This is a genomic window from Mesorhizobium sp. B2-5-11 (assembly GCF_006440835.1).
In the GTDB taxonomy this organism is placed as follows: domain Bacteria; phylum Pseudomonadota; class Alphaproteobacteria; order Rhizobiales; family Rhizobiaceae; genus Mesorhizobium.
The window spans coordinates 75,411-100,867 of record NZ_VFUK01000006.1 but is presented as its reverse complement, the minus strand read 5'-3'; the positions used below and the strand labels follow the sequence as shown (position 1 = coordinate 100,867).

Sequence of the window (25,457 nt, the reverse complement as noted above, 5' to 3'; positions counted from 1 at the left end):
CGTGGCCTTATGCGGAATAGCGCTGGAAAACCAGCGTTGCGTTGGTGCCACCAAAGCCGAAGGAATTGGACAAAACGGTGTCGATCCTGGCGTTGTCGATGCGCTTTCGCACCACCGGCATGCCCTCGAATTCGGGGTCGAGAGTCTCGATATGGGCGCTTTCGCCGATGAAACCGCCTTGCATCATCAGGATCGAATAGATGGATTCCTGCACGCCGGCCGCGCCCAGCGAATGGCCCGTCAGCGATTTGGTCGAGGTGATGAAGGGCATCTTCTCGCCGAACACCTCGCGGATCGCGCCCATTTCGCGGGAATCCCCCACCGGCGTCGAGGTCCCATGGGTGTTGATGTAGTCGACCGGGGTGGTGACGGTCGCCAGCGCCTGCCGCATGCAGCGGACCGCGCCTTCGCCCGAGGGCGCAACCATGTCGAAGCCGTCCGAGGTGGCGCCGTAGCCGACGATCTCTGCATAGATCTTGGCGCCGCGCGCCTTGGCATGCTCCAGTTCCTCGAGCACCAGCACGCCGGCGCCGCCGGCGATGACGAAGCCGTCGCGATCGACGTCATAGGCGCGGGAAGCGGCAGATGCCCTGTCATTGTACTTCGACGACATGGCGCCCATGGCATCGAACAGGTCCGACATCGTCCAGTCGAGATCTTCGTGGCCGCCGGCGAACACCATGTCCTGCTTGCCCCACTGGATCAGTTCGTAGCCATTGCCGATGCAATGCGCCGAGGTCGAACAGGCCGACGAGATCGAATAGTTGACGCCGTGGATCTTGAACCAGGTGGCCAGCGTCGCCGACGCGGTCGACGACATCGCCTTCGGCACCGCGAATGGGCCGATGCGCTTGGGGCTGCCATTCTTGAGCGTGGTTTCGGCCGCCTCGACGATGGTGCGGGTGGAAGGCCCGCCCGAGCCCATGACGATGCCGGTGCGCTCATTGGTGATGTCGCTCTCGCCAAGGCCGGCATCGGCGATCGCCTGGTCCATGGCGACATGGTTCCAGGCCGCTCCCTGGCTCAGGAAGCGCATTGCGCGGCGATCGATCATGGCGCTGGGATCGAGCGTCGGCGCGCCCCAGACCTGACAGCGGAAGCCGTGCTCGGCGAAGGAGTCGGAGAAGCTGATGCCGGATTTGGCGTCATGCAGCGAGGCTTGCACCTCGTTGGCATTGTTGCCGATCGACGACACGATGCCGAGGCCTGTGACTACGACACGTCTCATTCGCAACTCCTTCCAGGAATGCTGGCCACGAAGTCGGCCAGGGCGACGGTCAAGCGACCGCCGACTGCTTGGACAGACCGACTTTCAGGTCCGTTGCCGCGTATATGGGTTCGCCGTCCGCCTTTAGCCAACCATCGGCGATGCCCAGCACCAGCCGGCCACGCATCACACGTTTGAATTCCACGCCATACTCGACCTTTTTAACCGAGGGCGTGACCATTCCCTTGAACTTGACCTCGCCGGTCGACAGCGCCATGCCTTTGCCGGGTTCGCCCAGCCAGCCGAGATAGAAACCCGTCAGCTGCCACAGGGCATCGAGGCCCAGGCATCCAGGCATGATGGGATTGCCGATGAAATGGCAGGCAAAGAACCACAGGTCCGGCTTGATGTCGAATTCGGCGCGGATGAAGCCCTTGTCGAAAGCCCCGCCTGTTTCGCTGATCTCGGTGATGCGGTCAAACATCAGCATCGGCGGGTAAGGCAACTGGGCATTGCCCGGTCCGAACAGCTCGCCGCGGGCGCAGGCCAGCAATTCTTCGTAGTCGTAGCTGGATTTCGAACCCGCCATCAATCTCGTTCCCATATGTCCCGGGCGCTGGCGCGCCCTTGTCGTTGGTGTCCTAACACAATCTGTTTCAGGCCGGAAACCGGCGTTTGCGCTTAACCCGCCAGTCTTGCCGGGTCAATGCGCGCTATTGATCGCATCCGGACGACAGAATATATGTCGAAAGGGGTCCGGTTTCGGCAGACATCCATTTTTTTGCCATTCTGGACGTGTCTTGAGGCGGAACTGTGAGCTTGGACGACCAGATGGACCGGGGCTGCCGGAAGGAAAATGTCGCTGTGGACAAGCGGGTTCGTGAAGCCGGCCTGAGGCCGACACGGCAGCGCATTGCGCTTGCCGACCTGCTTTTCGCCAAGGGCGACCGCCATCTGTCGGCCGAGGAACTGCACGAGGAGGCCGTCGCCGCCGGCGTGCCGGTGTCGCTGGCCACCGTCTACAACGCCCTTCACCAATTCACCCAGGCGGGACTCCTGCGCATTCTGGCTGTCGAGGGCGCCAAAACCTATTTCGACACCAACACCTCCGATCATCACCATTTCTATATCGAAGGCGAAAACCGTATTTTCGACATCGCCAATGGTCCGGTCACCGTCACCAACCTACCGGAACCACCCGAGGGGATGGAGATCGCCAATGTCGACATCGTGGTGAGGCTGCGCCCCAAACGCGCCGAATGACCGAAGGCCAAGCACGTATGCACGGCCGGGCACGTATGAACGGCCAGGAATGAAACCCCTCGATCTGGCTGTCCGGCTGGAATGGGCCGCTGTCGCGGTGTCCGCTATCGTCTTTTATGCACTCGCCGGTGCGTCCTGGTGGTTGTTCGCCTTGTTGATCCTGGCGCCTGATCTGTCCATGTTCGGCTATCTCGCCGGGCCGCGCGTCGGCACCGCCTGCTACAATGCCTTCCACATCTTGGTCCCACCGGTGTTTTTGGTGCTTGCCGGCAGCCTGTTCGGCAATGCAGCCGCTATAGCGGTTGCATTGATCTGGATCGCCCACATCGCTATCGATCGCGCGCTGGGTTACGGCTTGAAGCTGTCGAGCAGCTTTCAGGATACCCATCTCGGCCGCATCGGCCGCTAAACGGTCCGGCCTGCGGTTCAAACGAATCGGGCAAGGCCAAAAATCAGTCCTTGACCCGCTCGCCGGGATAGGCGCCCCAGACGACGGATTGGGCGAGCCAGCCGGTATGGCCATCGAGCGTCATTTCGCACCACTGGCCGTCGCAGGATTTGATCGTGCCCATGACGCCCGGCTCGACGATCGCCACCACGCTGGCGTCCTTTTCGGGGCTCCTGAGGAGATTGATCTGGGCGCCCTTGCCGCGCTGCCACGGCGCCACGATCGCCGTGCGCCGGCCCGAAAGCAGCGACTGGTTGATCCAACCTTCCGAACCGTCGGCGTCGCGCACGCGGCGCCATGTGTCGAACTCCTGGATGATCTCCATCGGCAGGCCGGCCTTCAGATACATCCAGTCGACCGAGTAGTTGGCGCCCGGCCCGACACGCGAATTGACGCGGCCGGATTTCAGGCTGACGAATCGTGGCAGCGGCAGGCCGCTCGGCCCGAGCGTGACGACGCTCTGGGCGGGAGCCGCTGCACCTTGCGCGCACAGTTGGGGTGAATAGAGCAGAGCGCCGAGAAATGCTGCGCTGAGGGTCAGGCGAAGCGACGCGAAACCAGACACTTTCGTTCCTTTCGGCGCTGGCCTGCCGGCCCCGGCGCCCCTTTTTCTTTGTCTTCGGCGGCACCGCTTGGTACATGGGTAAATCGGCTACCGCGACCGGCTTCCAGTTTCGCCGGTCTTGGTTAAAGAGGTCTCAACGAGGGAAGCAATGGCAGGCAAAAAGAAGCCTCTCGTGGTCATCACGCGAAAACTGCCCGACCCTGTCGAGACCCGCATGCGCGAGCTGTTCGACGCAAGGCTGAATGTCGAGGACAGGCCGATGACGCAGCCGGAACTGGTCGCGGCGGTCAAGGAGGCCGACGTGCTGGTGCCGACGGTGACCGACCGCATCGACGCGGCATTGATCGCCCAGGCCGGCGAAAACCTCAAGCTGATCGCCAATTTCGGCAATGGCGTCGACAAGATCGACGTGGCGGCCGCGGCCAAGAAAGGCATCACCGTAACCAACACGCCCAACGTGCTGACCGAGGATACGGCCGACATGACGATGGCGCTGATGCTGGCGGTGCCGCGCCGGCTGGCGGAGGGCGCCAATGTACTCACCGGCGACAAGAAATGGGCCGGCTGGTCGCCGACATGGATGCTTGGCCGGCGCATCTGGGGCAAACGGCTCGGCATTGTCGGCATGGGGCGTATCGGCACCGCCGTTGCCAGGCGTGCCAAGGCTTTCGGCCTCTCCATCCACTATCACAATCGCCATCGCGTGCTGCAGGCGGTCGAGGACGGGCTGGAGGCGACCTATTGGGAAAGCCTCGATCAGATGCTGGCCCGCATGGACATCATCTCGGTCAACTGCCCCTCGACGCCGGCGACGTTCCATCTGCTTTCGGCGCGGCGGCTGGCGCTGCTTCAGCCCACCGCCTATATCGTCAACACCGCGCGCGGTGACATCATCGACGAGGAGGCTCTGGTCAAGCTGATTCAGGATGGCAGGATCGCCGGCGCCGGCCTCGACGTCTACGAGCACGAGCCCGCATTGAACGGAAAACTGCTCAAGCTCGCGACCAAGGGCAAGGTCGTGCTTTTGCCACATATGGGGTCGGCGACGCTCGAGGGCCGCATCGACATGGGCGAGAAGGTGATCATCAACATCCGCGCCTTCGTCGACGGCCACCGCCCGCCGGATCGCGTGCTGCCGCTCAGGACCTGAGCGGCTTCGCAACGTAATGTAAGTGAAGACTTATTAAAGAGTCTTGCGCATGGTGACCGAAGTCGGTCGCGCATAACCTTCATGCGCCGTTCTCACGGTCTCGCGAAAACCGAGCCGGGCAAAGGCTGCCTGGTTCCCAGCCAGCTCGATTCGCGTCTGCAGCTCGATTGCGACCTTGCCGCGGCTGCGGGCAAAATCCTGGACGGCTTGCATCAACAACCTGCCGATGCCCTGGCCCTGACAGTCCGGCGTGACGGCGAGCTTGCCGACATAGAGGTGGTCGGTTCGTTCCAGGGCGAAGATGCAGCCGACGATCCTGTTGCCGCTGAGCGCCAGCAGGCCGGTCTCGCGGCGGGCTTTGTCGCGCATAGTTTCCGCAGTGAGCAGGTGCGCCGAGGACGGCGGGTCGATGATGCCGTCCATGAAGGCGAATGCGCGCAGGATCAGGGCGAGCACTTCGTTCCAGCGGTCGAAATCGGCCGGAATCCGGATGATGGCGATATCGGCAGTGCGCTTCAACGTCAGTTTCGTCTCTTGTAGCGGATGGTCTCGAAACGCGCGGCCAGCGCGTCGTAGAGCAGCAGTCGTCCGATCAGCGGCTCGCCAATGCCGGTGATCAGCTTGATGGCTTCCATCGCCTGCAACGTGCCAATCACCCCAGTCAGCACGCCAAGCACCCCGGCCTCGGCACAGGACGGCACCAGACCCGGCGGTGGGGCCTCCGGGAAGAGGTCGCGGTAGCCGGGGTTGGAGGTGCCGTCCCTATCGGCTTGGAACGGCATCAGCACGGTCACGGAGCCATCGAAACGGCCCACGGCGGCGTGCACCAGCGGCTTTCCCTCCGCCGCGCAGGCATCGGCCACGACATAGCGCGTCTCGAAATTGTCGGACCCGTCGACGACCACGTCGTAACGGGCGACGACGGCTTGGGCATTGTCCGCGGTCAGGCGCAATGTGTGGATTTCGACAGCGGTGTTGGGATTGATGCGGGCGATTGCCGCCTTGGCGCTGTGGGTTTTCAGCATGCCGACAGTGTTCGTGCCGTGAATCACCTGCCGCTGCAGGTTGGAGAGCGAAACCGTGTCGTCGTCGATCACGCCGAGCGTGCCGACGCCGGCTGCGGCAAGATATTCAAGCACTGGTGCGCCCAATCCGCCGGCGCCGATGACCAGCACCCGCGCTCGCTTCAGGCGCTGCTGGCCGGCGCCGCCAATTTCGGGCAGCACGATGTGGCGGGCATAGCGTTCGAGTTCTTCGTCGGTGAGGGCGGTGGCGATCATGGCTCGATCATATAGCGGGAGAAAAACCTTGTCAGGTGCTCACACAGCCATCGGCGCGACCGTGCCGTGATCCACGATCAGGAACTGCGCCCGGCCCGCCAGGCTGGAAAACAGCGCAGCATCGGTTCCCGTCATGAAAGCCTGGCAGTTCAATTCCTCCAGGATCGAGAACAGCGCCGCACGCCGGCCACCATCGAGATGTGCCGCGATCTCGTCGAGCAGCAGGATTGGCGTCAAGCCGGACATCTCGCCGGTCAATCTGGCATGCGACAGGACAATGCCGACAAGCAAGGCTTTCTGTTCGCCGGTCGAACACAGCTCCGCCGGCATCGCCTTGGGTCGGTGCCGGACCACGAGATCGGAGCGGTGCGGGCCCTCGAGCGCGCGCCCGGCGGCGCGGTCGCGGTCGCGGCCCCCGGCGAGCGTGCGGCGGAACCGCTCCTCGACGTCGACAGCCGGCATGGTGGCGATCTCGGCTTCCAGATCGCCCGACAGGCCGATATCGGCCTGCGGAAACGGGCCGCTGTCGGGCAGCCTGTCGATCATGGCGGCCAGAAGGCGCACCATTTCGGCGCGCGCCGCGGCGATCGCCACGCCCGTCTCGGCCATCTGCATCTCGATCGCCTCGAACCAGCTCAAATCCCGCGAACCTTCCGTCAGCAACCGGTTCCGGCCGCGCATCGCCTTTTCATAGTCGAGGGCGCGCTGTCCGTGGCCTGGATCGATCGCCAGCACCAGCCGGTCGAGAAAGCGCCGGCGGTCCGCGGCCGGTCCGGTGAACAGAGCGTCCATGGCCGGCGTCAGCCACACGACGCGCAGCCATTCCAGCATGTCCTCGGCGGATCGCGCCGTGGCGCCGTTGATGCGCACCCGTCTGCCGCCCTCGCCAAGACTGTCGCCACCCGAAATGCCCGTCCCTATCTCGACTTGGCCGTCAGGTCCGTCGAGCCGTGCGTGCAGCGCAAAGCCGCCGTCACCGCCCTCACGCGCGACGTCCGCGTAAGGCGCGCGGCGCAGGCCGCGGCCCGGCGTCAACAGGGAAATCGCTTCCAGCAGATTGGTTTTGCCAGCGCCATTGTCACCGGAAAACACCACCGCGCCCGGCTCAAGCTCGACCGACAGCGCCGCATAGTTGCGGAAATTGGTAAGTGTAAGCTTACTTATATGGGTTTGTGCCGGCAACCGCTACTGCTCTACACCCGCATCGGCATCAGCACATAAAGCGCGGTTTCATCGGCCATGTCGTGGATCAGCGTTGGCGAACCGGCGTCGGCCAACATGAACCGGGCCTCTGAACCGGTCAATTGTGCGGCAACGTCGAGCAGGTACTTGGCGTTGAAGCCGATCTCGATCGGATCGGCTGAATAGTCGGCGGCCAACTCCTCGGTGGCGCTGCCCGAATCCGGATTGTTGACCGCAAGCGTCACCTGGCCCTCACTGATCGAAAGCTTCACCGCGCGCCCGCGTTCGGAGGAGATGGTCGAGACGCGGTCGACGGCGGCCGCGAAGCTCTGGCGGTCGATGATCAGCTTCTTGTCGTTGCCGGTGGGAATGACCCGCTGATAATCGGGGAAGGTGCCGTCGATCAGCTTGGAAGTCAGGATGACGCTGCCGATGGTGAAGCGGATCTTGGTGTCCGACAGTTCGGTGGTGACCGCCACGTCGGGATCATCGACCAGCTTCTGCAATTCGCTGACCGTCTTGCGCGGTATGATGATGCCCGGCATGCCTTCGGAACCCGCCGGCGCGTCGATCTCGGCGCGCGCCAGGCGATGGCCGTCGGTCGCCACCGAGCGCAGCTTCAGCTTGCCGCCGACCTCATGTGTGTGAAGATAGATGCCGTTGAGATAATAGCGCGTCTCCTCGGTGGAGATGGCGAACTGGGTCTTCTCGATCAGCCCCTTGAGCGCGACCGAGTCGAGCCGGAAGATATGCGAGAAGGATCCGGCCGAAAGCTCGGGGAAGTCCGATTGCGGCAGGCATTGCAGTCGGAAGCTCGAGCGGCCGGAGGTCACCGTCATGGCGTTGCCGTCCTCGTCCGTCTTCAGCATCACCTCGGCACCGTCGGAAAGCTTGCGCACGATGTCGTAGAGCAGATGCGCCGGAACCGTTGTCGCGCCACCCCGCTCGACCTTGGCCGGCGTCGCTTCCGTCACCTCCAGGTCGAGGTCGGTGGCCTTCATTTCCAGGCTGGCGCCTTCGGCGCTGAGCAGCACGTTGGACAGGATCGGTATGGTGTTGCGCCGTTCGACCACGCGGTGGACGTGGTTGAGCGACTTCAGGAGATTTGACCGTTCCAGGATAACACGCATGACGAACCAGGCTCGCTTGAATGAATGAGCGGGTCTCCGGCTGGCGGCGTCCCGCGAAAGGTCTGAACAGGCTTCAGAATCTGCGTAAACTGACAGGAAAAAACCAGCAAACGCAAGCCCGCGCGACCGGTTCGGGCCGGCTACGCGGGCTTTCTGGGGATAAAGGCGGCGAAGCACGCCGCCAGGCGTTTTCGAACGGCTCAGGCCTGGTCGTTGATCAACCGTCTCAACAGTTCCAGTTCCTGCGCCAGCGTGTTGTCGCCGCCGGAAAGATCCTCGATCTTGCGCACTGCGTGCAGCACCGTTGTGTGGTCGCGGCCGCCGAAGCGCCGCCCGATCTCGGGCAGCGAGCGCGGCGTCATCACCTTGGACAGATACATGGCGACCTGCCTCGGCTTGACGATGGTGCGCGTGCGCCTGTTGGACAGCAACTCGGTCTTCGACACATTGTAGTGCCGCGCGACGATGCGCTGAATATCCTCGATACGGACCCGCTTCGGCTCGCCGGTGCGGTAGATATGGCCGAGGATCTCGTCGATGCGATCGATGGTGATCTGCGGCTCGAACGACTGGCGGAACAGGAGTTGATTGAAGGCGCCTTCCAGTTCGCGGCCGCTGCCGGTCACCGTACGGGCGACGTGATTGAGGATCTCGTCGGAGATGTCGAGGGAAGCGTCGTCGTGCCTGGCGGTGGCGAGGCGCAGCTTGAGCATGCCCAGGCGCATGGCGAAATCGGGGGCCGACATTTCGAGCGCGACGCCGCCATTGAGGCGCGAGCGGACCCGCGGTTCGAGGGATTCCAGTTCCGACGGGGGCCGGTCGGCGGCGACGACGACCTGCTTGGCGCTGTCGAGCAGCATGTTGATCAGATGGCAGAATTCGTGCTGGATCGACTTGCCCTGCAGGAATTGCATGTCGTCGATGATGAGCAGGTCGATATCGCGAAGCTGTTCCTTGAGCGTCAAGGCATTGTTGTCGCGGATCGCGGTGGCGAAGCGCCACATGAAATATTCCGCCGTCAGGTAGACGACGCGCGATTTCGGGTTCTGCTTCAGCGATTCCGCGGCGATAGCCTGCAACAAATGGGTCTTGCCGAGGCCGACCGTCGCATGAAGGAAGAGCGGGTTGAAGCGCACCGCGCTCGACTGCGATTCCGCCACGGCCTTGGCCGCGGCGAAGGCCACCCGGTTCGACGGCCCTTCGATGAAAGAGGCGAACGTGTAACGCGGATCGAGCGGCGATCCCAGCACATTGTGGCGGAACTCGCTCTCGGCCGGCATGCCCGGGCGCGGCGCCGGAGCCCGCTCCAGCCTGCCGGGACTTACGGTGCCGGCGGCCAGCGCCGTCTGCGTTTGTCGCGTCATCTTGCGCGCCGGCGCCAATTCCGGTTCGGCATGGCTGCGCCCCTGGCGGGTGGCTGTGCGCACGATGATCTCGATCTTGAGGATCTCGGGATCCTCGTGCTTCCAAAGCTCGCAGATAAGGTCGAGATAATGGCCGTTGATCCACGAGCGCAGGAAGGCAGTAGGCACCGAAATGCGAACGATGCCCTTTGAAGCCTCCGCGACCTTCATGCGCCCGAACCAGCTCGAATAGACTTCGGTTCCCAACCGCGCCTTCAACTGGGCCTTGACCCGGTCGAACTTCTGTTCCGCGTCGCTGGAAGCCGCCATCTCATCAGCTCCGATCAGATTTCCTGAAAATGGGATGTCATTGGTAAGCTCCCTTTCGACGCCGCTCTGCATGATCGAGTTCCTTGTCTCTGTACCTGTTTTTCCGCCGGGGATGCGCCTCCTGCATCCGTGTTCCAGCGACTGCGCTTTGCTACGACGCCCGCTGCCGCCGCCGGCAGATGAACGTCGCCCATTATCCAGGGAACCGGTGCCGGCCCATGGAAGCCAGTCCGTGTTGGGTATGTCAGAACAATGCAACACCGTCCGGCGAAAATCGCCGGCGCTGTCGACCTGCCATGTATAGTTACGCCAGTCCCCTACCGTATCGAAAAAGAGCAAACCAACCCTGTCCGCGGACTTGATCCGCGCCACAAACCCCGCCAATTTAAGCTGGCCCATTCAGGCTGGGTCAGGGCCACCCGGCCCATCCCTTTCGATGGACCGACATTACCGAAATCGCTGTGGATAGGGCAAGGCCACGTCTAACGGATTTTTAAGGAATCTGGTTAGGTCCGGCGCGCCGAAGCGCCATGCGGCAGCACTATAGTTTGACAAAGCCATTGTGATTCAAACCCTTTTCCGGCGAATATGAAAAAGCCGGGCTGGCGCGAAATTTTGTGAAATAAATCGCTTGACAGCCAGTTGTTCTCCTGGCGCTTCGCCGCGCTGTGGACAACGTGTGGATGACTATCTGTAACTAGCTGGGAAATATTGATTATTTCGGCGGAGGGAGAATTTTTTAGCCGACACTTTTCAAGTATCTGGACCATCAGCCGGCACGCATATGCCGGCAAAGCATTTCGGACCGCAAACTCCGCTTTCGACGCCGTTTCCGAGTATTCTTTTTAAGTGCTTGCCGGCAAACGAAAAAACCCGGCACTATCGGCCGGGTTCTCAGAAGATCAGTCCGGAAAGGGACGTCAGGCCGACAGCACCTTGAGGCGCTGGGCCAGCCGTGAAACCTTGCGGGCCGCGGTGTTCTTGTGGATCACGCCCTTTGTCGCGGCACGCATCAATTCCGGCTCGGCGGCCTTGAACGCCGCCTGCGCGGCGGCCTTGTCGCCGGAGGCGAGCGCCTCCTCGACCTGGCGCACATAAGTGCGGACGCGCGAGCGGCGGTTTTTATTGATCGCCGCGCGGCGGACGATCTTGCGCGTTGCCTTTTTGGCCGAGGATGTATTGGCCATGATGCCTCTCTTCTGATCTGGTCGGCGCATGCGGCATGCCGCAGGGCACAAAAAACAAACGGGCAGCCACAGGGCCGCCTCGGTTGGTGCGGCTTATAGTTCAGCTTTCCCGGCGCGTCAACGCTGGCTGGCGTTCTTTTTGGCTGTCGTCGCGCCGGAGCATTTTTTCAGCCACGCCGAAGCATTTCGCGCCCCGGAGGTGCGCTGTCAGCGATTGGTGAAATTCGGCTTGCGCTTCTCGGCGAAGGCCGCCATGCCTTCCTTCTGGTCGTCGAGCGCAAACAGCGAATGGAACAGTCGACGTTCGAACCGCAGCCCCTCGGCGAGCGTCGTTTCATAGGCTCGGTTGACGGCTTCCTTTGCCATCATCACCGACGGCAGCGAAAAATCGGCGATCTTGGCCGCCGCCTTGACGGCCTCCTCGACAAGCTCGCCGGCAGGCACGACGCGCGAGACCAGCCCGGAACGCTCGGCCTCCGCGGCATCCATCATCCGCCCGGTCAGGCACATGTCCATCGCCTTCGACTTGCCGACGAACCGGGTCAGGCGTTGTGAGCCGCCCATGCCGGGAATGACGCCGAGCGTGATTTCGGGCTGGCCGAATTTTGCCGTGTCGGCGGCGATGATGAAGTCGCACATCATCGCCAGTTCGCAGCCGCCGCCCAGCGCATAGCCCGCCACCGCCGCGATGATCGGCTTGCGCGCCCGGGTCAACTCTTCCCAGCCGACGAAAAAGTCCTTGATGTAGGCATCGACGTAGGAAATCGACAGCATTTCCTTGATATCGGCGCCTGCGGCGAAGGCCTTCTCGGAACCAGTGACGACCATCGCGCCGATGCCGTCATCTGCCCCGAACACGTTTACCGCGGCCACCAATTCCGCCATGACCTGGGAATTCAGCGCATTGAGCGCCTTCGGCCGGTTCAAGGTGATCAGCCCGACCTTGCCCCTGGTTTCAACGACGATCGTTTCATAGGCCATGGCTTCGGCTCCTCTTCCAGGCAATTGAAGATCGATCTAGCTCACCGCTGACAGGTCCGGCAATAGAAGGTCGAGCGGCCGCTCTGCGTGATGCGCTCGATATGGCCGCCGCAGCCAGGCTTGGAGCAGGGTTCGCCCTCCCGGTCATACACCGCGAAGGAGTGCTGGAAATAGCCCAGCGAACCGTCGGTCTGCATGTAGTCGCGCAGCGACGATCCGCCGGCCGCAATGGCATCTGCGATGACCGAGCGGACCGCCACGGCAAGCCCCCGGCTTTGCTCACCCGCTTTCTTGCCGGCTTTGGCTATCGTGCCCGCCTCGCGCAGCGGCGACAGCCCGGCGCGCCATAGCGCCTCCGAGACATAGATGTTGCCGAGCCCGGCTATCAATCTCTGGTCGAGAAGAGCGGCCTTCAGCGGCGATTTCCGGCCCTTCAGCAGTGAGGCCAGCAGCACTCCGTCAAGCGCATTGCCGGTGGGTTCGACGCCGAGCCCCGCCAGCATCGGATGGGTGTCCGGCGGCCCTTCGCAAAACAGCATGAAGCCGAAGCGACGCGGATCGTTGAAAACCACGCGCGAGCGGGTGCCGTCCCGAGAGGCGACGTCGAAGATGACATGGTCGTGCGTCGAACTCTTCGACCGCTCGTGATGGAACACGCCGGGCATTTCGGCAGCGTCGGCCGTCTCGATGCGAAACGAGCCCGACATGCCGAGATGGCAGATCAGGGCGGGACCGCCTTCGAGATCCATCGTCAGATATTTGGCTCGGCGTCCGAGCGCCGTGATCGTCTTGCCGGTCAGCCGCTCGGCGAATTTTTCGGGGAATGGAAAACGCAGGTCCGGCCGGCGTGCCTCGGCGCGGATGATGCGGGCACCCTCCAGAACCGGCTCCAGCCCGCGCCGGACCGTCTCGACCTCGGGCAATTCAGGCATGGCCGCCCATATCCGGGTAAAAGGAAGTGCCGTAGCGGCCGTGCGCCAACCCGAGATGTTCGGCCACGGTTTCACCAATGTCGCAGAATGTCGTTCTCAGCCCGATGTCGCCGCCCGTCAGACCTGGTCCGATGCCGATCACCGGAATGCGTTCGCGTGTGTGGTCGGTGCCGCGCCAGGTCGGGTCGTTGCCGTGGTCGGCCGTCAGGATCAGCAGATCGCCCTGTCGCAATCTCGCGAATGCTTCCGGCAGTCGCCGGTCGAAGGCCTCGAGCGCGGCGGCATAACCTGCAACATCGCGGCGATGGCCGAACTCGGTGTCGAAATCGACGAAATTGGCGAAGACGAGATCGCCGTCGCGGGCCGCATCCATTGCATCAAGCGCCTGGTCGAACATGGCCATGTTGCCCGCGGCCTTGCGCACTTCCGAAATCCCCCGATGGGCAAAGATGTCGCCGATCTTGCCCACGGCGATGACGCGGCTGCCACGCGCCGTCAGCCGGTCGAGCAATGTCGGCTCGGGTGGCGGCACGGCGTAGTCGTGTCGGTTGTAGGTCCGCTCGAAAGTGGCTGCCGTCTCGCCGACGAACGGTCGCGCGATCACCCTTCCGATCCTCAACGGATCAACCAGGCGACGCACCACCTTGCAGAATTCGTAGAGCCGCTCCAGTCCGAAATGGACCTCGTGCGCGGCGACTTGCAGGACTGAGTCCACCGAGGTGTAGCAGATCGGCTTGCCCGTGCGGATGTGCTCCTCGCCGAACCGTTCGATGATCTCGGTACCAGGCGCATGGCAGTTGCCGAGAATGCCCGGCACCTTGCCCTCGCGGATGATCGCCTCGGTCAGTTCGGCGGGAAAGGCTGGGATCGTGTCGGGAAAATAACCCCAGTCGAAACGCACCGGCAGGCCGGCTATCTCCCAATGACCGGATGGCGTGTCCTTGCCGCTCGAAACCTCCTGGGCGGCACCGTGGAAGGCATTGTCGACGAGATCCGTCCCGAAAGCGGCAAAGCCCAGCCCCGTCGCGGTCTCGGCAGCCTTGCCAAGTCCGAGCGACGCCATGTTGGGAACAAACAACGGCCCCTGGCGAAGTCCTTCGCGATCGGCGCGGCCTTCCGCACAGGCCTCGGTGATATGGGCGAAGGTGTTGGCACCGGCATCTCCGTAGCGTTCGGCGTCGGCGGCGCCGCCTATGCCGAAGGAATCCAGGACGAAGAGGAAAGCACGCGCCATGAGGTCATTGTTGCCGGTTTGAGCACCCAGACATAGGGTTCCACGGCGGCATTGGCAATTCGGAAACCAAACGGCAACCGCTCGGCGCGATAGTCCGGAACCAATTCATTGACGGATCGCAGGACCGGGTCTCCCATGAAAGCTGCCCTGAAGACATGCGCCGCTCTCATGATCGCGCAAGGCGCGGTCTGGTCCGGCTCGGCGCACGCCGACTGGCGTGACGATATCGGCACGTTTCGCATCGGCATCGTCGCCGAACCCGGCGCCGCCAACACCGTTCCAGGCCTGGCGCGGTTGACCGAGGCCTTTACCAACGCGCTGGGCATGAAGGTGGAGTTCGTCGTTGCCCGTGACTATGCCGCGCTGATCGATGCGCAGGCCAATGCTCGCATCGAATATGCCGTCTACTCGGCGACCGCCTATGCAACGGCGTCAAGACGCTGCGAGTGCGTCGAACCGCTTGTGGCACCGGTCGATTCCGATGGCGCGGTCGGCATCCGCGCCGTGCTGCTGACGAAGGATGGCAAGGTGCCCAGCCTGGCCGCGATGGAAACCCACCGGATCGCCATGCCGCCGGCGGACAGCATTGGTTCTCTTTTGCCATTGGCCGGACTGGCTGCCGAGCACGTCAAGATCGCAGAGGACGCATCGTTTCTGGTTCACGCCGGTTCCGCCTCGGCCGCGGAAGGAATGCTGGTCGATGGCCAGGCCGATGCCTTGTTCGGCTGGGCGACGGCGGCGGCCGACGGCGAGCCAAGACTATCGGGCACGCAGGCAAGGCTCGAAGCCGCCGGGCTTTCGGCGACCGCCCTTCAAGTCGTATGGACGTCGGGTTTGCTGAGATACGGTCCTCACGCGGTGCGTAGCGATCTCGACCCGGAAGCCAAGCGCCGGTTGGCGGTTTTCCTGACCAATCTCAAATCGACGACGCCCGACATCTACGACCTGCTGGAATCGAGGCATTCCGGCGGTTTCGCCACCGTGGTTCCCAAGGATTACGAGATGGCGCACGCCATCGTGCGTCTGGTGTCGGATGGTGGCGTGCGGCGATAGGGGTCGTCAGCAGTCGCCGCAGGGTATCGTCAGGCTCCTGCGCGGACGCAGATAATAGGTCTCGCCCATCGATATGTGGTTGAAGACCGTCGTCAATCCGGCCGTCTGTGAGCTGTCTGCGGACCAGGTGATGATCGGTTTGTAACCAAGTTTGCTTTCGACACGAATGAGAAAGGTGCCTGCGACCCTGAGCGTTGCCGGAACCGTAGTGGTTGCGGGCAGGGCGGTGCCGATACTGTAAGCACCATTGACCACCTTGCGCGACCACACCACGTTCACCCTGGGCGGCGTGTCGGTTGTGACCTGTATTGCCGTGATGGTGATATCCGGCTTCGAGCGATTGTACGGCTGCAAGGTGGAGGTGCCGATCTTCATGATGGCATCCAGATCCGCCTTGACGATGGTCGGTTGCTGCGTGACCAGATCCGCGACCATGCTGCCGATGCGGCTGACCTTCTTGCTGGTCTCGATGGCCTGCGAAGCCTCCATGGTGATGAAATACATGATCAGCAGGATTGGCACGATGAGAGCGAACTCGACCGCCGCGATGCCGCGGCGATCGCGTATGAAACCGACCCACTTCCCCCAGCGTCCTGCAATTTCTGGATGTGCCCCCGCACGCATCATGCCCGTCCCTTTTTCTTGGCTTTGCTTTCGCCGCGAACTCAGTTGTCGAATGGCTCGTTCTGCCAGGTCACCGATGCAAAATGCAGTGTCTTGTTACCGCCCATCGACTGAGCCAGAAGATCGGTCATGACGGGCCATTTGTAGAAGACCCGCAGCATGTTCTTCGATTCTGCCAGGCCCGGCGTGGTCGCGAAGGGCTGCGAGTTGGCGCCTTGCATCAAGATGATCTCGCCATTCTCGATCTTGAAGCTGGCCGTGGCCGCGTCGGCGAACGTGGTATATGCGCGAAGGTCCACGTCCAGCTGATTTGGGCAATCCTGCGAGACGATGATCTTCAGTTTGTCGCAGATCATGGTCTTCAACTTGTCCCCGGCGACGTCGGCCGGTCTCAACTGCCCGGTGCGCAATTTGCGCGCGATGTCGTCGGTGATGTTGGCCATAACTTCCTGGCCGGCAAATGAGATGCAGCTTTCCAGGATGGCGAAGACAAGAACCGCGAACGGCAATGCGAGCAGCGCGAATTCCAGTGCCGTACTGCCGCGGCGGTCGCCGGCGAAGCGTGCGAAAAGCCGTGCCCGTCTTGCCTTGCGGTCGCTTGTCGAGACGAATTCGATGCTCATGCTCTGATCCTGCCCATCCCCAGACGGTCTCGGCAGGTGTACTAGTGCAAACCAGTTGAAGTCCGGTTTGAATGATCGTTAAAGTCGCCGCGGGCGCCTTAACCACCCGCTAACCTGGACCGCGTGCCTACCGGCTGACGCTCATCTCGGCTTCTGAGGATTTTTCGGCTTCGCTCTTGTAGGAGCTTTCGCAATAGGGCGTGCAGGACATGGTCTGAACTTCAGCGCGCCGGTAGATGCGCACCGACGAGGCCGCCTGCCGCACGACGGTGATCTGTTCATCGATGATCGGGCTGCCATCCTGGTCGAGGACGACGAGGTTGGTGACGCCGAAGCCCTTGCCAGTCAGCACGATCGTCGAGGCGTCCTGCACGGACGCGTCGGCGATTGCCGGGTTGCCGACCACGATCGTGTCGGCGGGGCGCGACAGTTTGACGATCTTGGCCTGGTTCATGGTGACCTCGATGCCGGTGTCGGCCCTGGCGGGCATGACAAAGCTCACGGCGGCAAGAAGCACGGCAATCAGGATCGACGATTTCGGCTCGGCCATTGACGCGCTCCAGGCGGGCGGACTGTTCAACGGAACATGAACGAGATTGGTGAACCAACGGTTAAGCAGGCCCGGGCGCCATATGCCGCGATCGTCATACGCGCCGCGGAGCTGTTTCTTTTGCGGCTGCTTGCCTGGGAATTGCGCCTCGGCCGGCGCTTAGCCCATAGTTAACCACGCAATATGTTCCAACCGGGAAAGGAATCGGTAAGGCTGTTTATTAAGTCGATCGAAAGAGCTTCTCCCTAGATTGGCAGCATCCGATCAACCATCACAGAAGTTGACGGAAGTGCTGTAACACGTGGAGTAGGAGCTCTCGAATGTCTAATCTCATTGCACGTTTCGTAAAGGACGAATCCGGCGCGACCGCTATCGAATATGGTCTGATCGCCGCCCTCATCGCGCTCGCCATCATCGTCGGCGCCGGCGCGCTTGGCAACGCCATCAACGCCAAGTTCGAAGCTATCGGAACGTCCCTGAACAACGTCCCGACGCCCTGAACGACGTCAAGTATATTGAGCGCTCGGATTGCGTTCTGAACAAGGGCCGCCACCTGGCGGCCCTTGTTCTATTCAATGTCTTTTTGCTCTGGGCCTCATCAATCGTTAATCGAACATGCTTAGATTGAGTGCGGCTTAATCCGATAATAGGCATAGCGCCGATGCTTGAAGCCCTGATCTTCGTCGTCTTCCCGTTCTGCATGCTGTTCGCCGCGATCTCCGACATGCTGTCGATGACGATCGCCAATCGCGTGCCGGTGCTGCTCGTCGTCGTCTTCGCACTGGTTGCGCCGCTGACCGGCATGGAATGGGCGGCCTATGGCTGGCATTTCGCCGCCGGCGCGCTGGTTCTTGCCGCAACGTTCGGCCTCTTTGCAATGGGCGGCATGGGCGGCGGTGATGCCAAGCTGCTGGCCGCGACCGCCGTGTGGATGGGACTCAACATCCAGTTCGTCGAGTATCTCGTGGTCTCGACCTTCATAGGCGGCTTGCTGACGCTTGCCATTCTCGTCTACCGGAAGTCGCCGCTTGCGGTTTTTACCGGCCGCAATCCGTTCCTGCGTCACTTCGCGGACGAGACGACCGGGGTTCCCTACGGCATCGCGCTCGGTTTGGGCGGATTGCTGACCTACCCGGATTCGCCCCTGATGGTCTGGGCGCTGGCCAGGCTGGCGGCCTGACCTTACCGATCATTCCTTGGCTGTGTTGCGGCTGGCTCCGCGGAGCGGGGCTGGCTGTTTGTCCGTGGCTGCGCAATACAGCTAATTTATGTAAACCTTAAATTAATCACGATCGTAAGCATTACATTAACCTTGTTTTGACGATTGCCGCTGCAAAGTCCGGCCTGGCTAGGTGGTTTGCCAAGGCGAGGGTTCGGACAGATGCCAGCATCCCGATTGATTATTCTGAGCGTGGCGGTCGCCGCGGCGGGTGGTGCTGGCTATGTCGCGAAGAACATGGTCGCCGCGCCGCCACCGCAGATCGTCGAGTCCGGTCCAGCGGCTCCCGCCGTGGCATTGCAGGACGTGCTTGTCCTGTCGGGCGATGTCACCATGGGCAGCCCGCTCGAGAACAACATTGCCTGGCAATCCTGGCCGGCTGACGGCATCAACGCCAATTTCATCACCAAGGCCACTGCTCCCGACGCCCTGGAGAAACTGAAGGCGTCCATAGCCCGTGTGCCGATGTACGCGGGCGAGCCGGTGCGGCGTTCCAAGCTGATCGGCGAGGGGCAAAGCTTCATGTCGTCGATCCTGCCCTCCGGCATGCGGGCGGTCGCCACGACGATATCGGCCGACACCTCTGCCGGCGGCTTCATCCTTCCGAACGATTTCGTCGACGTCATCATGACCCGCCGGGCCGATGCCAACAGCGGCGGCTCCGGCTTCAACACCGAAACCATCCTCAAGAACATCCGCGTCCTGGCGATCGACCAGACCATCCAGGAGGACGAGGAAGGCAAGAAGACCAGGGTAGGCCAGACCGCCACGCTGGAACTGACGCCCAAGCAGGCGGAGATCATCACCGTCGCCCAACAGATGGCGGATCGCCTGACGCTCGCGCTGCGCGCGATCACGGACACCCAGGAAAAGAATTTGGATGAGGCCGACTATCTCGTTTCCGGCAATGGCCGCAAGGGAACGGTCAGGCTGATCAAGTCGGGCGAAGTTTCCGAAGTGGGGGCAAGGAAATGAGGCTAAGCGGTAAACTGCCGGCGATCATGGCAGCGGCTTTCGGCCTGCTGCTCATTGGGACAAACGTGCAGAGCGTTGTCGAGGCCAAGAGTGCACAGGTTTCGGCTTCGGCGGCCACCCAGCGCGTCAAGCTCGGCCTCAACAAGTCGGTGGTCATCGACCTGCCGAGTGATGCCTACGACATTCTTGTCGCCAATCCGACCGTCGCCGATGCGGTGACCCGCACCGCGAGGCGCATCTACCTGTTCGGCAAGGCGGTTGGCGAGACCAACATCTTTGTGTTCGGGCCGAATGGCGAACAGATCGTCAGCCTCGATCTGGCCGTCGAACGCGACGTCGCAGGCCTGGAGGATTATATCAAGCGCTTCATCCCGACATCGTCCATCAAGGTCGAACTGCTGAACGACAACGTCGTCCTGACGGGAACCGTCGACACGCCGCTGGACGCCAAACGCGCCGTCGACCTGGCGACGATCTTCGTCTCGGGCGGTGAAGCGACGACGGGACAATATTCGCAGACCGCGGCCGGCGGCTCGGCCCAGAGTGGTGTCGACATCAACAATCCGGACCAGGAACGCCGCGTCTCGAAAATCGTCAATCTTTTGCAGATCATCGGCGACGACCAGGTCACGCTCAAGGTGACGGTCGCCGAAGTCAGCCGCTCCGTGATGAAGCAGCTTGGCGTCAACATGGTGGGCAGCGGCGGTAGCAACGGCATCAGCTATGACGCGATGAGCACCCCGGCATACGGGCTCGGGAAACCGCTGTCGCAATTCTCGGGAGCTTCGATCGGCACCTCGGCGCTTCAGGCGTATCTAAACGCAATGGAGCAAGGTGGCGTCATGAAGACGCTGGCGGAGCCGACCCTCACCGCCGTGTCGGGTGAGAAGGCAACATTCAGGGTCGGTGGCGAGTTCAATCTCATCACCAGCCGTACGAACAATGTTTCGGACGAGAACAAGACAGGGCAGGTCACATACACCAACGACAAACTCGAATACGGCATCGGCCTGGAGTTTCAGCCGGTTGTGCTGTCGGCCGGTCGGATCAGCCTCAAGGTCCGGACGTCCGTGTCGGAGCCTACTGCCGAAGGCGCCACCACGCTGGAAGCTGCAGGCAGGTTGCCCGGAACCACGCTGTTGTCTATCCGCAAGAGACTTGCCGACACGACCGTCGAATTGCCGTCAGGTGGTTCGATGATGATCGCCGGCCTCGTCCGCGATGACGTCAGGCAGGCTGTCGCCGGCCTGCCCGGGCTGACAAAGATCCCGGTGCTCGGCACACTGTTCCGAAGCAGAGACTTCGTGCGCAACGAGACCGAACTGGTGATCATCATCACGCCCTATCTGGTGAAACCGGTGGCACGAAACGACCTCGCCAAACCTGACGACAATTTCAACGCCGCCAGCGATGGCGCCGGTATGTTCCTGGGCCGAGTCAATCGTGTCTACGGCACAATGCAGACGGACAAGCCCAGCGGCCGTTATCACGGCGTCGTCGGCTTCATCTACAAGTGAACGGGGAAGCGGACATGTCTCAGTCAGCATTGCAGGCAAGGATCATCGCCATGACCACGCGCTCCGGCCGTTCGGGAATTCTCCGGCGCGCCATTCCTGCCCTGGCGGTGGCGATGGCGGCATTGCTGGCCGGCTGTGCCCAGCGCGACAGTGTCACCGTCGGCGCCATTCCAGACGACTACCGCACCAACCATCCGATCGTGATCGCCGAGAAGAACCAAAAGATAGATCTACCTGTCGGTGCGGGTGACCGCGGCATGACCGGCTCGCAGCGCGATACGCTCCTGGGTTTCCTCGACGGCTATGACAAGAGTGCTGCCCCGACGCTGACGATCCAGGTTCCGAGCGGCTCGGCCAACGAGGTCGCCGCCGCCGCAGCAGCGCGCGATTTCGCCCGGCTCGCGATTGCCGCGGGCGTCAAGCGCAACCGGATCGTGGTCGTCTCCTATCAGGCTGCCTCGAGTGAGACATCCGCCCCGATCCGGGTCGCGTATATCGCCGTGAAGGCCCAGACCGACAAATGCGGACGATGGCCAGATGACCTGCTGGAGACGTCTGAGAACAAACACTATGCCGATTTCGGCTGCTCCTATCAAAACAATCTCGCCGCCCAGATGGCCAATCCGGCCGACCTGATCGGGCCGCGCAAGCAGACCACCATCGACGCGGAAAATCGTGGCGCGGTGATCGACGTCTACCGCAGCAGGGGTATTTCGGACGAGTTCCTCGGCAATTCTGAAGTGACATACTGAGCCGCGCCCTAAGGAAAAGAGAAGTCACGGAAAGATGACCATGAGCAATCTTGCCTATGACACCCCCGTGGACGGCGGTGAGACCTCGCCGCAGGACATCGCCGCGATGCAGGCGCTGCGGCCGGTTCCCCGCATCTCGATCCAGGCATTCTGCGAGACCGAGGGTGTCGCCAATCCAGTCGAGCGCGCCGGCGAGGACCGCCGCATGACCAAGGCCCATCTCAAGGTCCATATGGGCGGCGTTCCCACCGCCATAGAATTCTACCAGTCGGCGCCGACGCCGAACCTGATCCTGCTGGAGTCGCGCAGCGAACCAAAGCAGCTGCTGGAACAACTCGCGCAGCTCTCGGAATATTGCGACCCGTCTTCCAAAGTGGTGGTAATCGGCCACTACAACGACGTCGGCCTCTATCGCGAGCTCATCCGCTCCGGCATTTCCGAATATGTCATCGCGCCGGTGTCGATGGCCGACATCGTCAGCGTCATATCGTCGATCTTTGTCGATCCGGAAGCCGAGCCGCTCGGCCGCTCGATCGCCTTCGTCGGCGCCAAGGGTGGCGTCGGCTCTTCCACCATCGCCCATAACGTGGCTTGGGCGATGTCCTCCCTGTTCAAATCCGAGGTGGTCGTCGCAGACCTCGACCTCGCTTTCGGCACGGCCAACATCAATTTCGACCAGGATCCCGCGCAAGGCATCGCCGAAGCGGTGTTTTCGCCCGAGCGCATCGATGAAGTCTATCTCGACCGGCTGCTGACCCAGTGCGCCGAACACCTTTCGCTGCTCGCCGCGCCCTCGACGCTCGAACGCGTCTATGATTTCGATCCCGACGCCTTTACGCAGCTTGTCGACACCGCGCAGCGCACCGTGCCGCTCCTGGTGCTCGACCTTCCCCATGTCTGGACGGGTTGGGCCAAGAACACCCTGATCAAGGCCGATGAAATCGTCATCACGGCGACGCCGGAACTGGCCAATTTGCGCAATACCAAGAATTTGGTCGACATGCTCAAACGGCTTCGTCCCAACGACTCGCCGCCCAAACTCATCATCAATCAGGCCGGCGTGCCCAAACGTCCGGAGATTTCCCCGTCCGATTTCGCCGAGCCGCTCGGCCTGGCCGCGATGGCGATCATCGGCTTTGACCCGCTGCTGTTCGGCAATGCCGCCAACAACGGACGTATGCTTGGTGAAATGGACGCCAAGAACCCGGTTGTCGCCACGATCAACGAAATTGCCCATGTGCTGACCGGTCGCAGCGAAATCCGGGTGAAGAAAAAAGCGGGTCTCGGAAATCTGCTCGGCAAGCTTTCGCGCAACAAGAAATGATGCTTCTTCAGTGGAATCGGTAGTCGATCATGTTTGGTAAGAGAGGCAGCGACGACGGCAACCGGTTCAAGCCGGAATTCCGCCAGCCGGCACCGGCGCCGACCGCGCCAGCCGTCGCGGATTCGGCCGATACGGCGGTTCTTGCGAGGCCGGCGGCCGCACCTGCGTCGAGCGCTCCTGTTGCACCGCCGGCCCGCCGCGCGGTCGAGTCGCCGCCGATAGCTCCGGAGCCGAAGCGGGCGGCGCGCGAAAAGAGCGAAACCTACTACGACACCAAGAGCCAGGTCTTCGCCGCCCTGATCGACACGATCGACCTGTCGCAACTCGCCAAGCTCGATCCCGAAAGCGCGCGCGAGGAAATCCGCGACATCGTCAACGACATCATCGCGATCAAGAATTTCGCGATGTCGATCGCCGAACAGGAAGAACTGCTCGAGGATATCTGCAACGACGTGCTTGGCTATGGGCCGCTCGAGCCATTGCTCGCCCGCGACGACATCGCCGACATCATGGTCAACGGCTCCAAGAACGTCTACATCGAAGTCAACGGCAAGGTCGAACAGACCGGCATTCGTTTTCGTGACAACCAGCAGCTTCTCAACATCTGCCAGCGCATCGTCAGCCAGGTTGGCCGCCGCGTCGATGAATCCAGCCCGATCTGCGATGCGCGTCTTCCCGACGGCTCCCGCGTCAACGTCATCGCGCCGCCGCTCGCCATCGACGGCACCGCGCTCACCATCCGCAAATTCAAGAAGGACAAGCTGACGCTCGATCAGCTGGTGAAGTTCGGCGCCATCTCGCCGCAAGGAGCCGAGGTTCTCAAGATCATCGGCCGTGTCCGCTGCAACATCGTCATCTCCGGCGGCACCGGCTCGGGCAAGACGACGCTGCTCAACTGCCTGACCAACTACATCGACCGCGAGGAACGCGTCATCACCTGCGAGGACTCGGCCGAACTGCAACTACAGCAGCCGCATGTTGTCCGTCTGGAAACCCGCCCGCCCAACCTTGAAGGCGAAGGCGAGGTGACGATGCGGGATCTGGTCAAGAACTGCCTGCGCATGCGGCCCGAGCGCATCATCGTCGGCGAAGTGCGCGGACCCGAGGTGTTCGACCTTCTGCAGGCGATGAACACCGGCCATGACGGCTCGATGGGAACGATCCACTCGAACAGCCCGCGCGAATGCCTGAATCGTATCGAATCCATGATCGCAATGGGCGGTTTTTCGCTGCCGCAGAAGACCGTGCGCGAAATCGTCGTCGGCTCCATCGACGTGATTATCCAGGCGGCACGCCTGCGCGACGGGTCGCGCCGCATCACTCACATCACCGAGGTGATCGGAATGGAAGGCGACGTCATCATCACGCAGGACATCGTCCTCTACAACATCAAGGGCGAGGACGCGAATGGGCGGCTGCTGGGAGAGCATGTATCGACCGGCATCGGTCGCCCCCATTTCTGGGACCGCGCCCGTTACTATGGCGAGGAGCAGCGCCTCGCAATAGCGCTTGAGGCGATGGAGAAACGCGCTGACTGACGCTGCTGCAGGCGTAAGGGTTCTGGTCGATGTTTGGAATTGACGGCACCGTATTGGCGTTTGTCGTGCTCGCCGGCTTCAGCGCCGGCGCGGTCGCCTATGCATTCCTGTTCACCCGGATCAGCAACGAAAAGCAGGCCGGCAAGCGGCTGGAAACGATCAAGACCGCGGAGACGGATCGCTCCGTCGTCAAGGCCTCGCGCGATCGCGTGGCGGAGGCGGCCAAAAGACGCAAGTCGGTCCAGGATTCCTTGAAGGAACTCGACGAGAAGCAGAAATCCAAGGACAGCGCGGTCAAGAAACCGCCGCTGAAGGCCCAACTGCGCCAAGCCGGCCTGAAGGTTTCCATCGAACGCTTCTACATCTATTCCGCCATTTGCGGCCTAGCCCTGACGATCATCGCCTTTGTGGTGGGGGCGCCGCTTTTTGTTTTGCCTGGCGTGCTGCTGGCCGGTGCGCTCGGCCTGCCGCGCTGGTTCGTCTCATTTCGCCGCGCGCGGCGGGTCAAGGCATTCCTCAACGAATTTCCCAACGCGCTCGACATCATCGTGCGCGCGGTCAAATCCGGCCTGCCGCTGAACGATGCGGTGCGCCTGATCGCCAATGAATCCCCCGAGCCCGTCAAGGCCGAGTTTCGCCGCATCGTCGATTCGCAGCAGATGGGCCTGTCGATCCCGGATGCCACCTTGCGTATGCCCGAGACCATGCCATGCACCGAGGCGAGCTTTTTCGGCATCGTCATTCAGATCCAGTCGCAGGCCGGCGGCAATCTCTCCGAGGCGCTGGGCAATCTTTCGCGCGTGCTTCGCGACCGCAAGAAGATGAAGGCCAAGGTCCAGGCGCTGTCGATGGAAGCCAAGGCGTCCGCCGCCATCATCGGCGCGCTGCCTTTCATCGTCGCATTTCTCGTCTATCTCTCCAGCCCCAACTACCTGATGCCGCTGTTCACCACGAGCATCGGTAACCTGATCCTGGGGGTTTCGGCCGTCTGGATGTCGATCGGCATCTTCGTGATGCGCAAGATGATGAACTTCGAAGTCTAGGGCCGCG

General features: G+C 62.3%; 27 protein-coding genes. 12 read left to right on the top strand and 15 right to left on the bottom strand.

Features of this window, described 5'->3' with window-relative positions:
- Nucleotides 1-7 precede the first annotated feature (7 nt).
- Both fabB and fabA read right to left on the bottom strand, forming a co-directional pair.
- Complete coding sequence (gene fabB, locus FJ490_RS19730) at nt 8-1,228, bottom strand: beta-ketoacyl-ACP synthase I (RefSeq protein ID WP_140496770.1); 1,221 nt, start codon at nt 1,226-1,228, stop codon at nt 8-10.
- 49 nt (nt 1,229-1,277) lie between these two features.
- Nucleotides 1,278-1,796, bottom strand: a complete 519-nt coding sequence (fabA, locus tag FJ490_RS19725) for a 3-hydroxyacyl-[acyl-carrier-protein] dehydratase FabA (RefSeq protein ID WP_140496768.1) — start codon at nt 1,794-1,796, stop codon at nt 1,278-1,280.
- A gap of 242 nt (nt 1,797-2,038) precedes the next feature.
- Here fabA and irrA point away from each other — a divergent pair, with 242 nt between their 5' ends.
- Both irrA and FJ490_RS19715 read left to right on the top strand, forming a co-directional pair.
- A complete protein-coding gene (irrA, locus tag FJ490_RS19720) occupies nt 2,039-2,470 on the top strand; it encodes an iron response transcriptional regulator IrrA (protein WP_181165297.1) in 432 nt (143 codons plus the stop codon).
- A 49-nt stretch (nt 2,471-2,519) separates the two neighbouring features.
- Nucleotides 2,520-2,879 (top strand): DUF4260 domain-containing protein, encoded by a 360-nt coding sequence (locus FJ490_RS19715; protein ID WP_140557599.1) that lies wholly within the window; start codon nt 2,520-2,522, stop codon nt 2,877-2,879.
- A 43-nt stretch (nt 2,880-2,922) separates the two neighbouring features.
- On the opposite strand, the gene FJ490_RS19710 is transcribed toward FJ490_RS19715, so the two are convergent.
- The gene (locus FJ490_RS19710; protein WP_140496762.1) at nt 2,923-3,483 is read right to left on the bottom strand and encodes an SH3 domain-containing protein; all 561 of its coding nucleotides are present in this window, start codon (nt 3,481-3,483) and stop codon (nt 2,923-2,925) included.
- Between the two features lie 148 nt (nt 3,484-3,631).
- On the opposite strand from FJ490_RS19710, the gene FJ490_RS19705 reads away from it, so the two are divergent.
- Nucleotides 3,632-4,633, top strand: coding sequence for a D-glycerate dehydrogenase (locus FJ490_RS19705; RefSeq protein ID WP_140496760.1), 1,002 nt, complete (start codon nt 3,632-3,634; stop codon nt 4,631-4,633).
- A gap of 33 nt (nt 4,634-4,666) precedes the next feature.
- On the opposite strand, the gene FJ490_RS19700 is transcribed toward FJ490_RS19705, so the two are convergent.
- The 9 genes from FJ490_RS19700 to FJ490_RS19660 all read right to left on the bottom strand — a co-directional run bounded on the left by FJ490_RS19700 (nt 4,667) and on the right by FJ490_RS19660 (nt 14,232).
- Nucleotides 4,667-5,152: a GNAT family N-acetyltransferase gene (locus tag FJ490_RS19700; RefSeq protein WP_246671081.1), complete on the bottom strand. Its 486-nt coding sequence runs from the start codon at nt 5,150-5,152 to the stop codon at nt 4,667-4,669.
- A gap of 2 nt (nt 5,153-5,154) precedes the next feature.
- Nucleotides 5,155-5,913: a molybdopterin-synthase adenylyltransferase MoeB gene (locus FJ490_RS19695; RefSeq protein WP_140728872.1), complete on the bottom strand. Its 759-nt coding sequence runs from the start codon at nt 5,911-5,913 to the stop codon at nt 5,155-5,157.
- A gap of 39 nt (nt 5,914-5,952) precedes the next feature.
- Complete coding sequence (gene recF, locus FJ490_RS19690) at nt 5,953-7,095, bottom strand: DNA replication/repair protein RecF (protein WP_140728873.1); 1,143 nt, start codon at nt 7,093-7,095, stop codon at nt 5,953-5,955.
- 11 nt (nt 7,096-7,106) lie between these two features.
- Nucleotides 7,107-8,225, bottom strand: coding sequence for a DNA polymerase III subunit beta (gene dnaN / locus FJ490_RS19685; RefSeq protein ID WP_140496751.1), 1,119 nt, complete (start codon nt 8,223-8,225; stop codon nt 7,107-7,109).
- Nucleotides 8,226-8,425: 200 nt separating this feature from the next.
- Nucleotides 8,426-9,970 carry a chromosomal replication initiator protein DnaA gene (gene dnaA / locus FJ490_RS19680; RefSeq protein ID WP_140496749.1) on the bottom strand — a complete coding sequence of 515 codons (1,545 nt, stop codon included), beginning with the start codon at nt 9,968-9,970 and terminating at the stop codon, nt 8,426-8,428.
- 848 nt (nt 9,971-10,818) lie between these two features.
- Nucleotides 10,819-11,085: a 30S ribosomal protein S20 gene (gene rpsT / locus FJ490_RS19675; protein ID WP_140496747.1), complete on the bottom strand. Its 267-nt coding sequence runs from the start codon at nt 11,083-11,085 to the stop codon at nt 10,819-10,821.
- Nucleotides 11,086-11,292: 207 nt separating this feature from the next.
- Nucleotides 11,293-12,066, bottom strand: a complete 774-nt coding sequence (locus FJ490_RS19670) for an enoyl-CoA hydratase (protein WP_140564841.1) — start codon at nt 12,064-12,066, stop codon at nt 11,293-11,295.
- 41 nt (nt 12,067-12,107) lie between these two features.
- Entirely contained in the window at nt 12,108-12,998 is an 891-nt protein-coding gene (gene mutM / locus FJ490_RS19665; protein ID WP_140496743.1) for a bifunctional DNA-formamidopyrimidine glycosylase/DNA-(apurinic or apyrimidinic site) lyase, read from the bottom strand.
- Complete coding sequence (locus FJ490_RS19660) at nt 12,991-14,232, bottom strand: phosphopentomutase (protein WP_140728874.1); 1,242 nt, start codon at nt 14,230-14,232, stop codon at nt 12,991-12,993. Before FJ490_RS19660 ends, mutM begins: the two co-directional genes overlap by 8 nt.
- Before the next feature lie 135 nt (nt 14,233-14,367).
- Here FJ490_RS19660 and FJ490_RS19655 point away from each other — a divergent pair, with 135 nt between their 5' ends.
- Nucleotides 14,368-15,285: a PhnD/SsuA/transferrin family substrate-binding protein gene (locus tag FJ490_RS19655; RefSeq protein WP_140557605.1), complete on the top strand. Its 918-nt coding sequence runs from the start codon at nt 14,368-14,370 to the stop codon at nt 15,283-15,285.
- A gap of 6 nt (nt 15,286-15,291) precedes the next feature.
- Here FJ490_RS19655 and FJ490_RS19650 read toward each other — a convergent pair whose 3' ends face one another.
- From FJ490_RS19650 to FJ490_RS19640, 3 genes are all read right to left on the bottom strand, one after another.
- Complete coding sequence (locus FJ490_RS19650) at nt 15,292-15,912, bottom strand: TadE/TadG family type IV pilus assembly protein (protein ID WP_140624819.1); 621 nt, start codon at nt 15,910-15,912, stop codon at nt 15,292-15,294.
- Between the two features lie 38 nt (nt 15,913-15,950).
- On the bottom strand, nt 15,951-16,532 hold the full coding sequence (locus tag FJ490_RS19645) for a TadE/TadG family type IV pilus assembly protein (RefSeq protein WP_140513202.1): 582 nt from the start codon (nt 16,530-16,532) through the stop codon (nt 15,951-15,953).
- Nucleotides 16,533-16,659: 127 nt separating this feature from the next.
- Nucleotides 16,660-17,082, bottom strand: a complete 423-nt coding sequence (locus tag FJ490_RS19640) for a pilus assembly protein N-terminal domain-containing protein (protein WP_140496732.1) — start codon at nt 17,080-17,082, stop codon at nt 16,660-16,662.
- 320 nt (nt 17,083-17,402) lie between these two features.
- Between FJ490_RS19640 and FJ490_RS19635 the strand changes: the two genes are divergently transcribed.
- The 8 genes from FJ490_RS19635 (at nt 17,403) to FJ490_RS19600 (ending at nt 25,450) form a co-directional block, all read left to right on the top strand.
- Nucleotides 17,403-17,582 carry a Flp family type IVb pilin gene (locus FJ490_RS19635; RefSeq protein ID WP_140496730.1) on the top strand — a complete coding sequence of 60 codons (180 nt, stop codon included), beginning with the start codon at nt 17,403-17,405 and terminating at the stop codon, nt 17,580-17,582.
- Nucleotides 17,583-17,743: 161 nt separating this feature from the next.
- Nucleotides 17,744-18,262, top strand: coding sequence for a prepilin peptidase (locus FJ490_RS19630; RefSeq protein WP_140728875.1), 519 nt, complete (start codon nt 17,744-17,746; stop codon nt 18,260-18,262).
- Between the two features lie 201 nt (nt 18,263-18,463).
- Nucleotides 18,464-19,276, top strand: coding sequence for a Flp pilus assembly protein CpaB (gene cpaB, locus FJ490_RS19625; RefSeq protein WP_140624818.1), 813 nt, complete (start codon nt 18,464-18,466; stop codon nt 19,274-19,276).
- Complete coding sequence (locus tag FJ490_RS19620) at nt 19,273-20,793, top strand: type II and III secretion system protein family protein (protein WP_140513208.1); 1,521 nt, start codon at nt 19,273-19,275, stop codon at nt 20,791-20,793. The genes cpaB and FJ490_RS19620 overlap by 4 nt, the downstream gene beginning before the upstream one ends.
- A 14-nt stretch (nt 20,794-20,807) precedes the next feature.
- The gene (locus FJ490_RS19615) at nt 20,808-21,545 is read left to right on the top strand and encodes a CpaD family pilus assembly protein (protein ID WP_140728876.1); all 738 of its coding nucleotides are present in this window, start codon (nt 20,808-20,810) and stop codon (nt 21,543-21,545) included.
- 34 nt (nt 21,546-21,579) lie between these two features.
- Complete coding sequence (locus FJ490_RS19610) at nt 21,580-22,869, top strand: CpaE family protein (RefSeq protein WP_140728877.1); 1,290 nt, start codon at nt 21,580-21,582, stop codon at nt 22,867-22,869.
- Between the two features lie 29 nt (nt 22,870-22,898).
- Nucleotides 22,899-24,407 (top strand): CpaF family protein, encoded by a 1,509-nt coding sequence (locus FJ490_RS19605; RefSeq protein WP_140560882.1) that lies wholly within the window; start codon nt 22,899-22,901, stop codon nt 24,405-24,407.
- 29 nt (nt 24,408-24,436) lie between these two features.
- Complete coding sequence (locus FJ490_RS19600) at nt 24,437-25,450, top strand: type II secretion system F family protein (protein ID WP_140496708.1); 1,014 nt, start codon at nt 24,437-24,439, stop codon at nt 25,448-25,450.
- Nucleotides 25,451-25,457 lie beyond the last annotated feature (7 nt).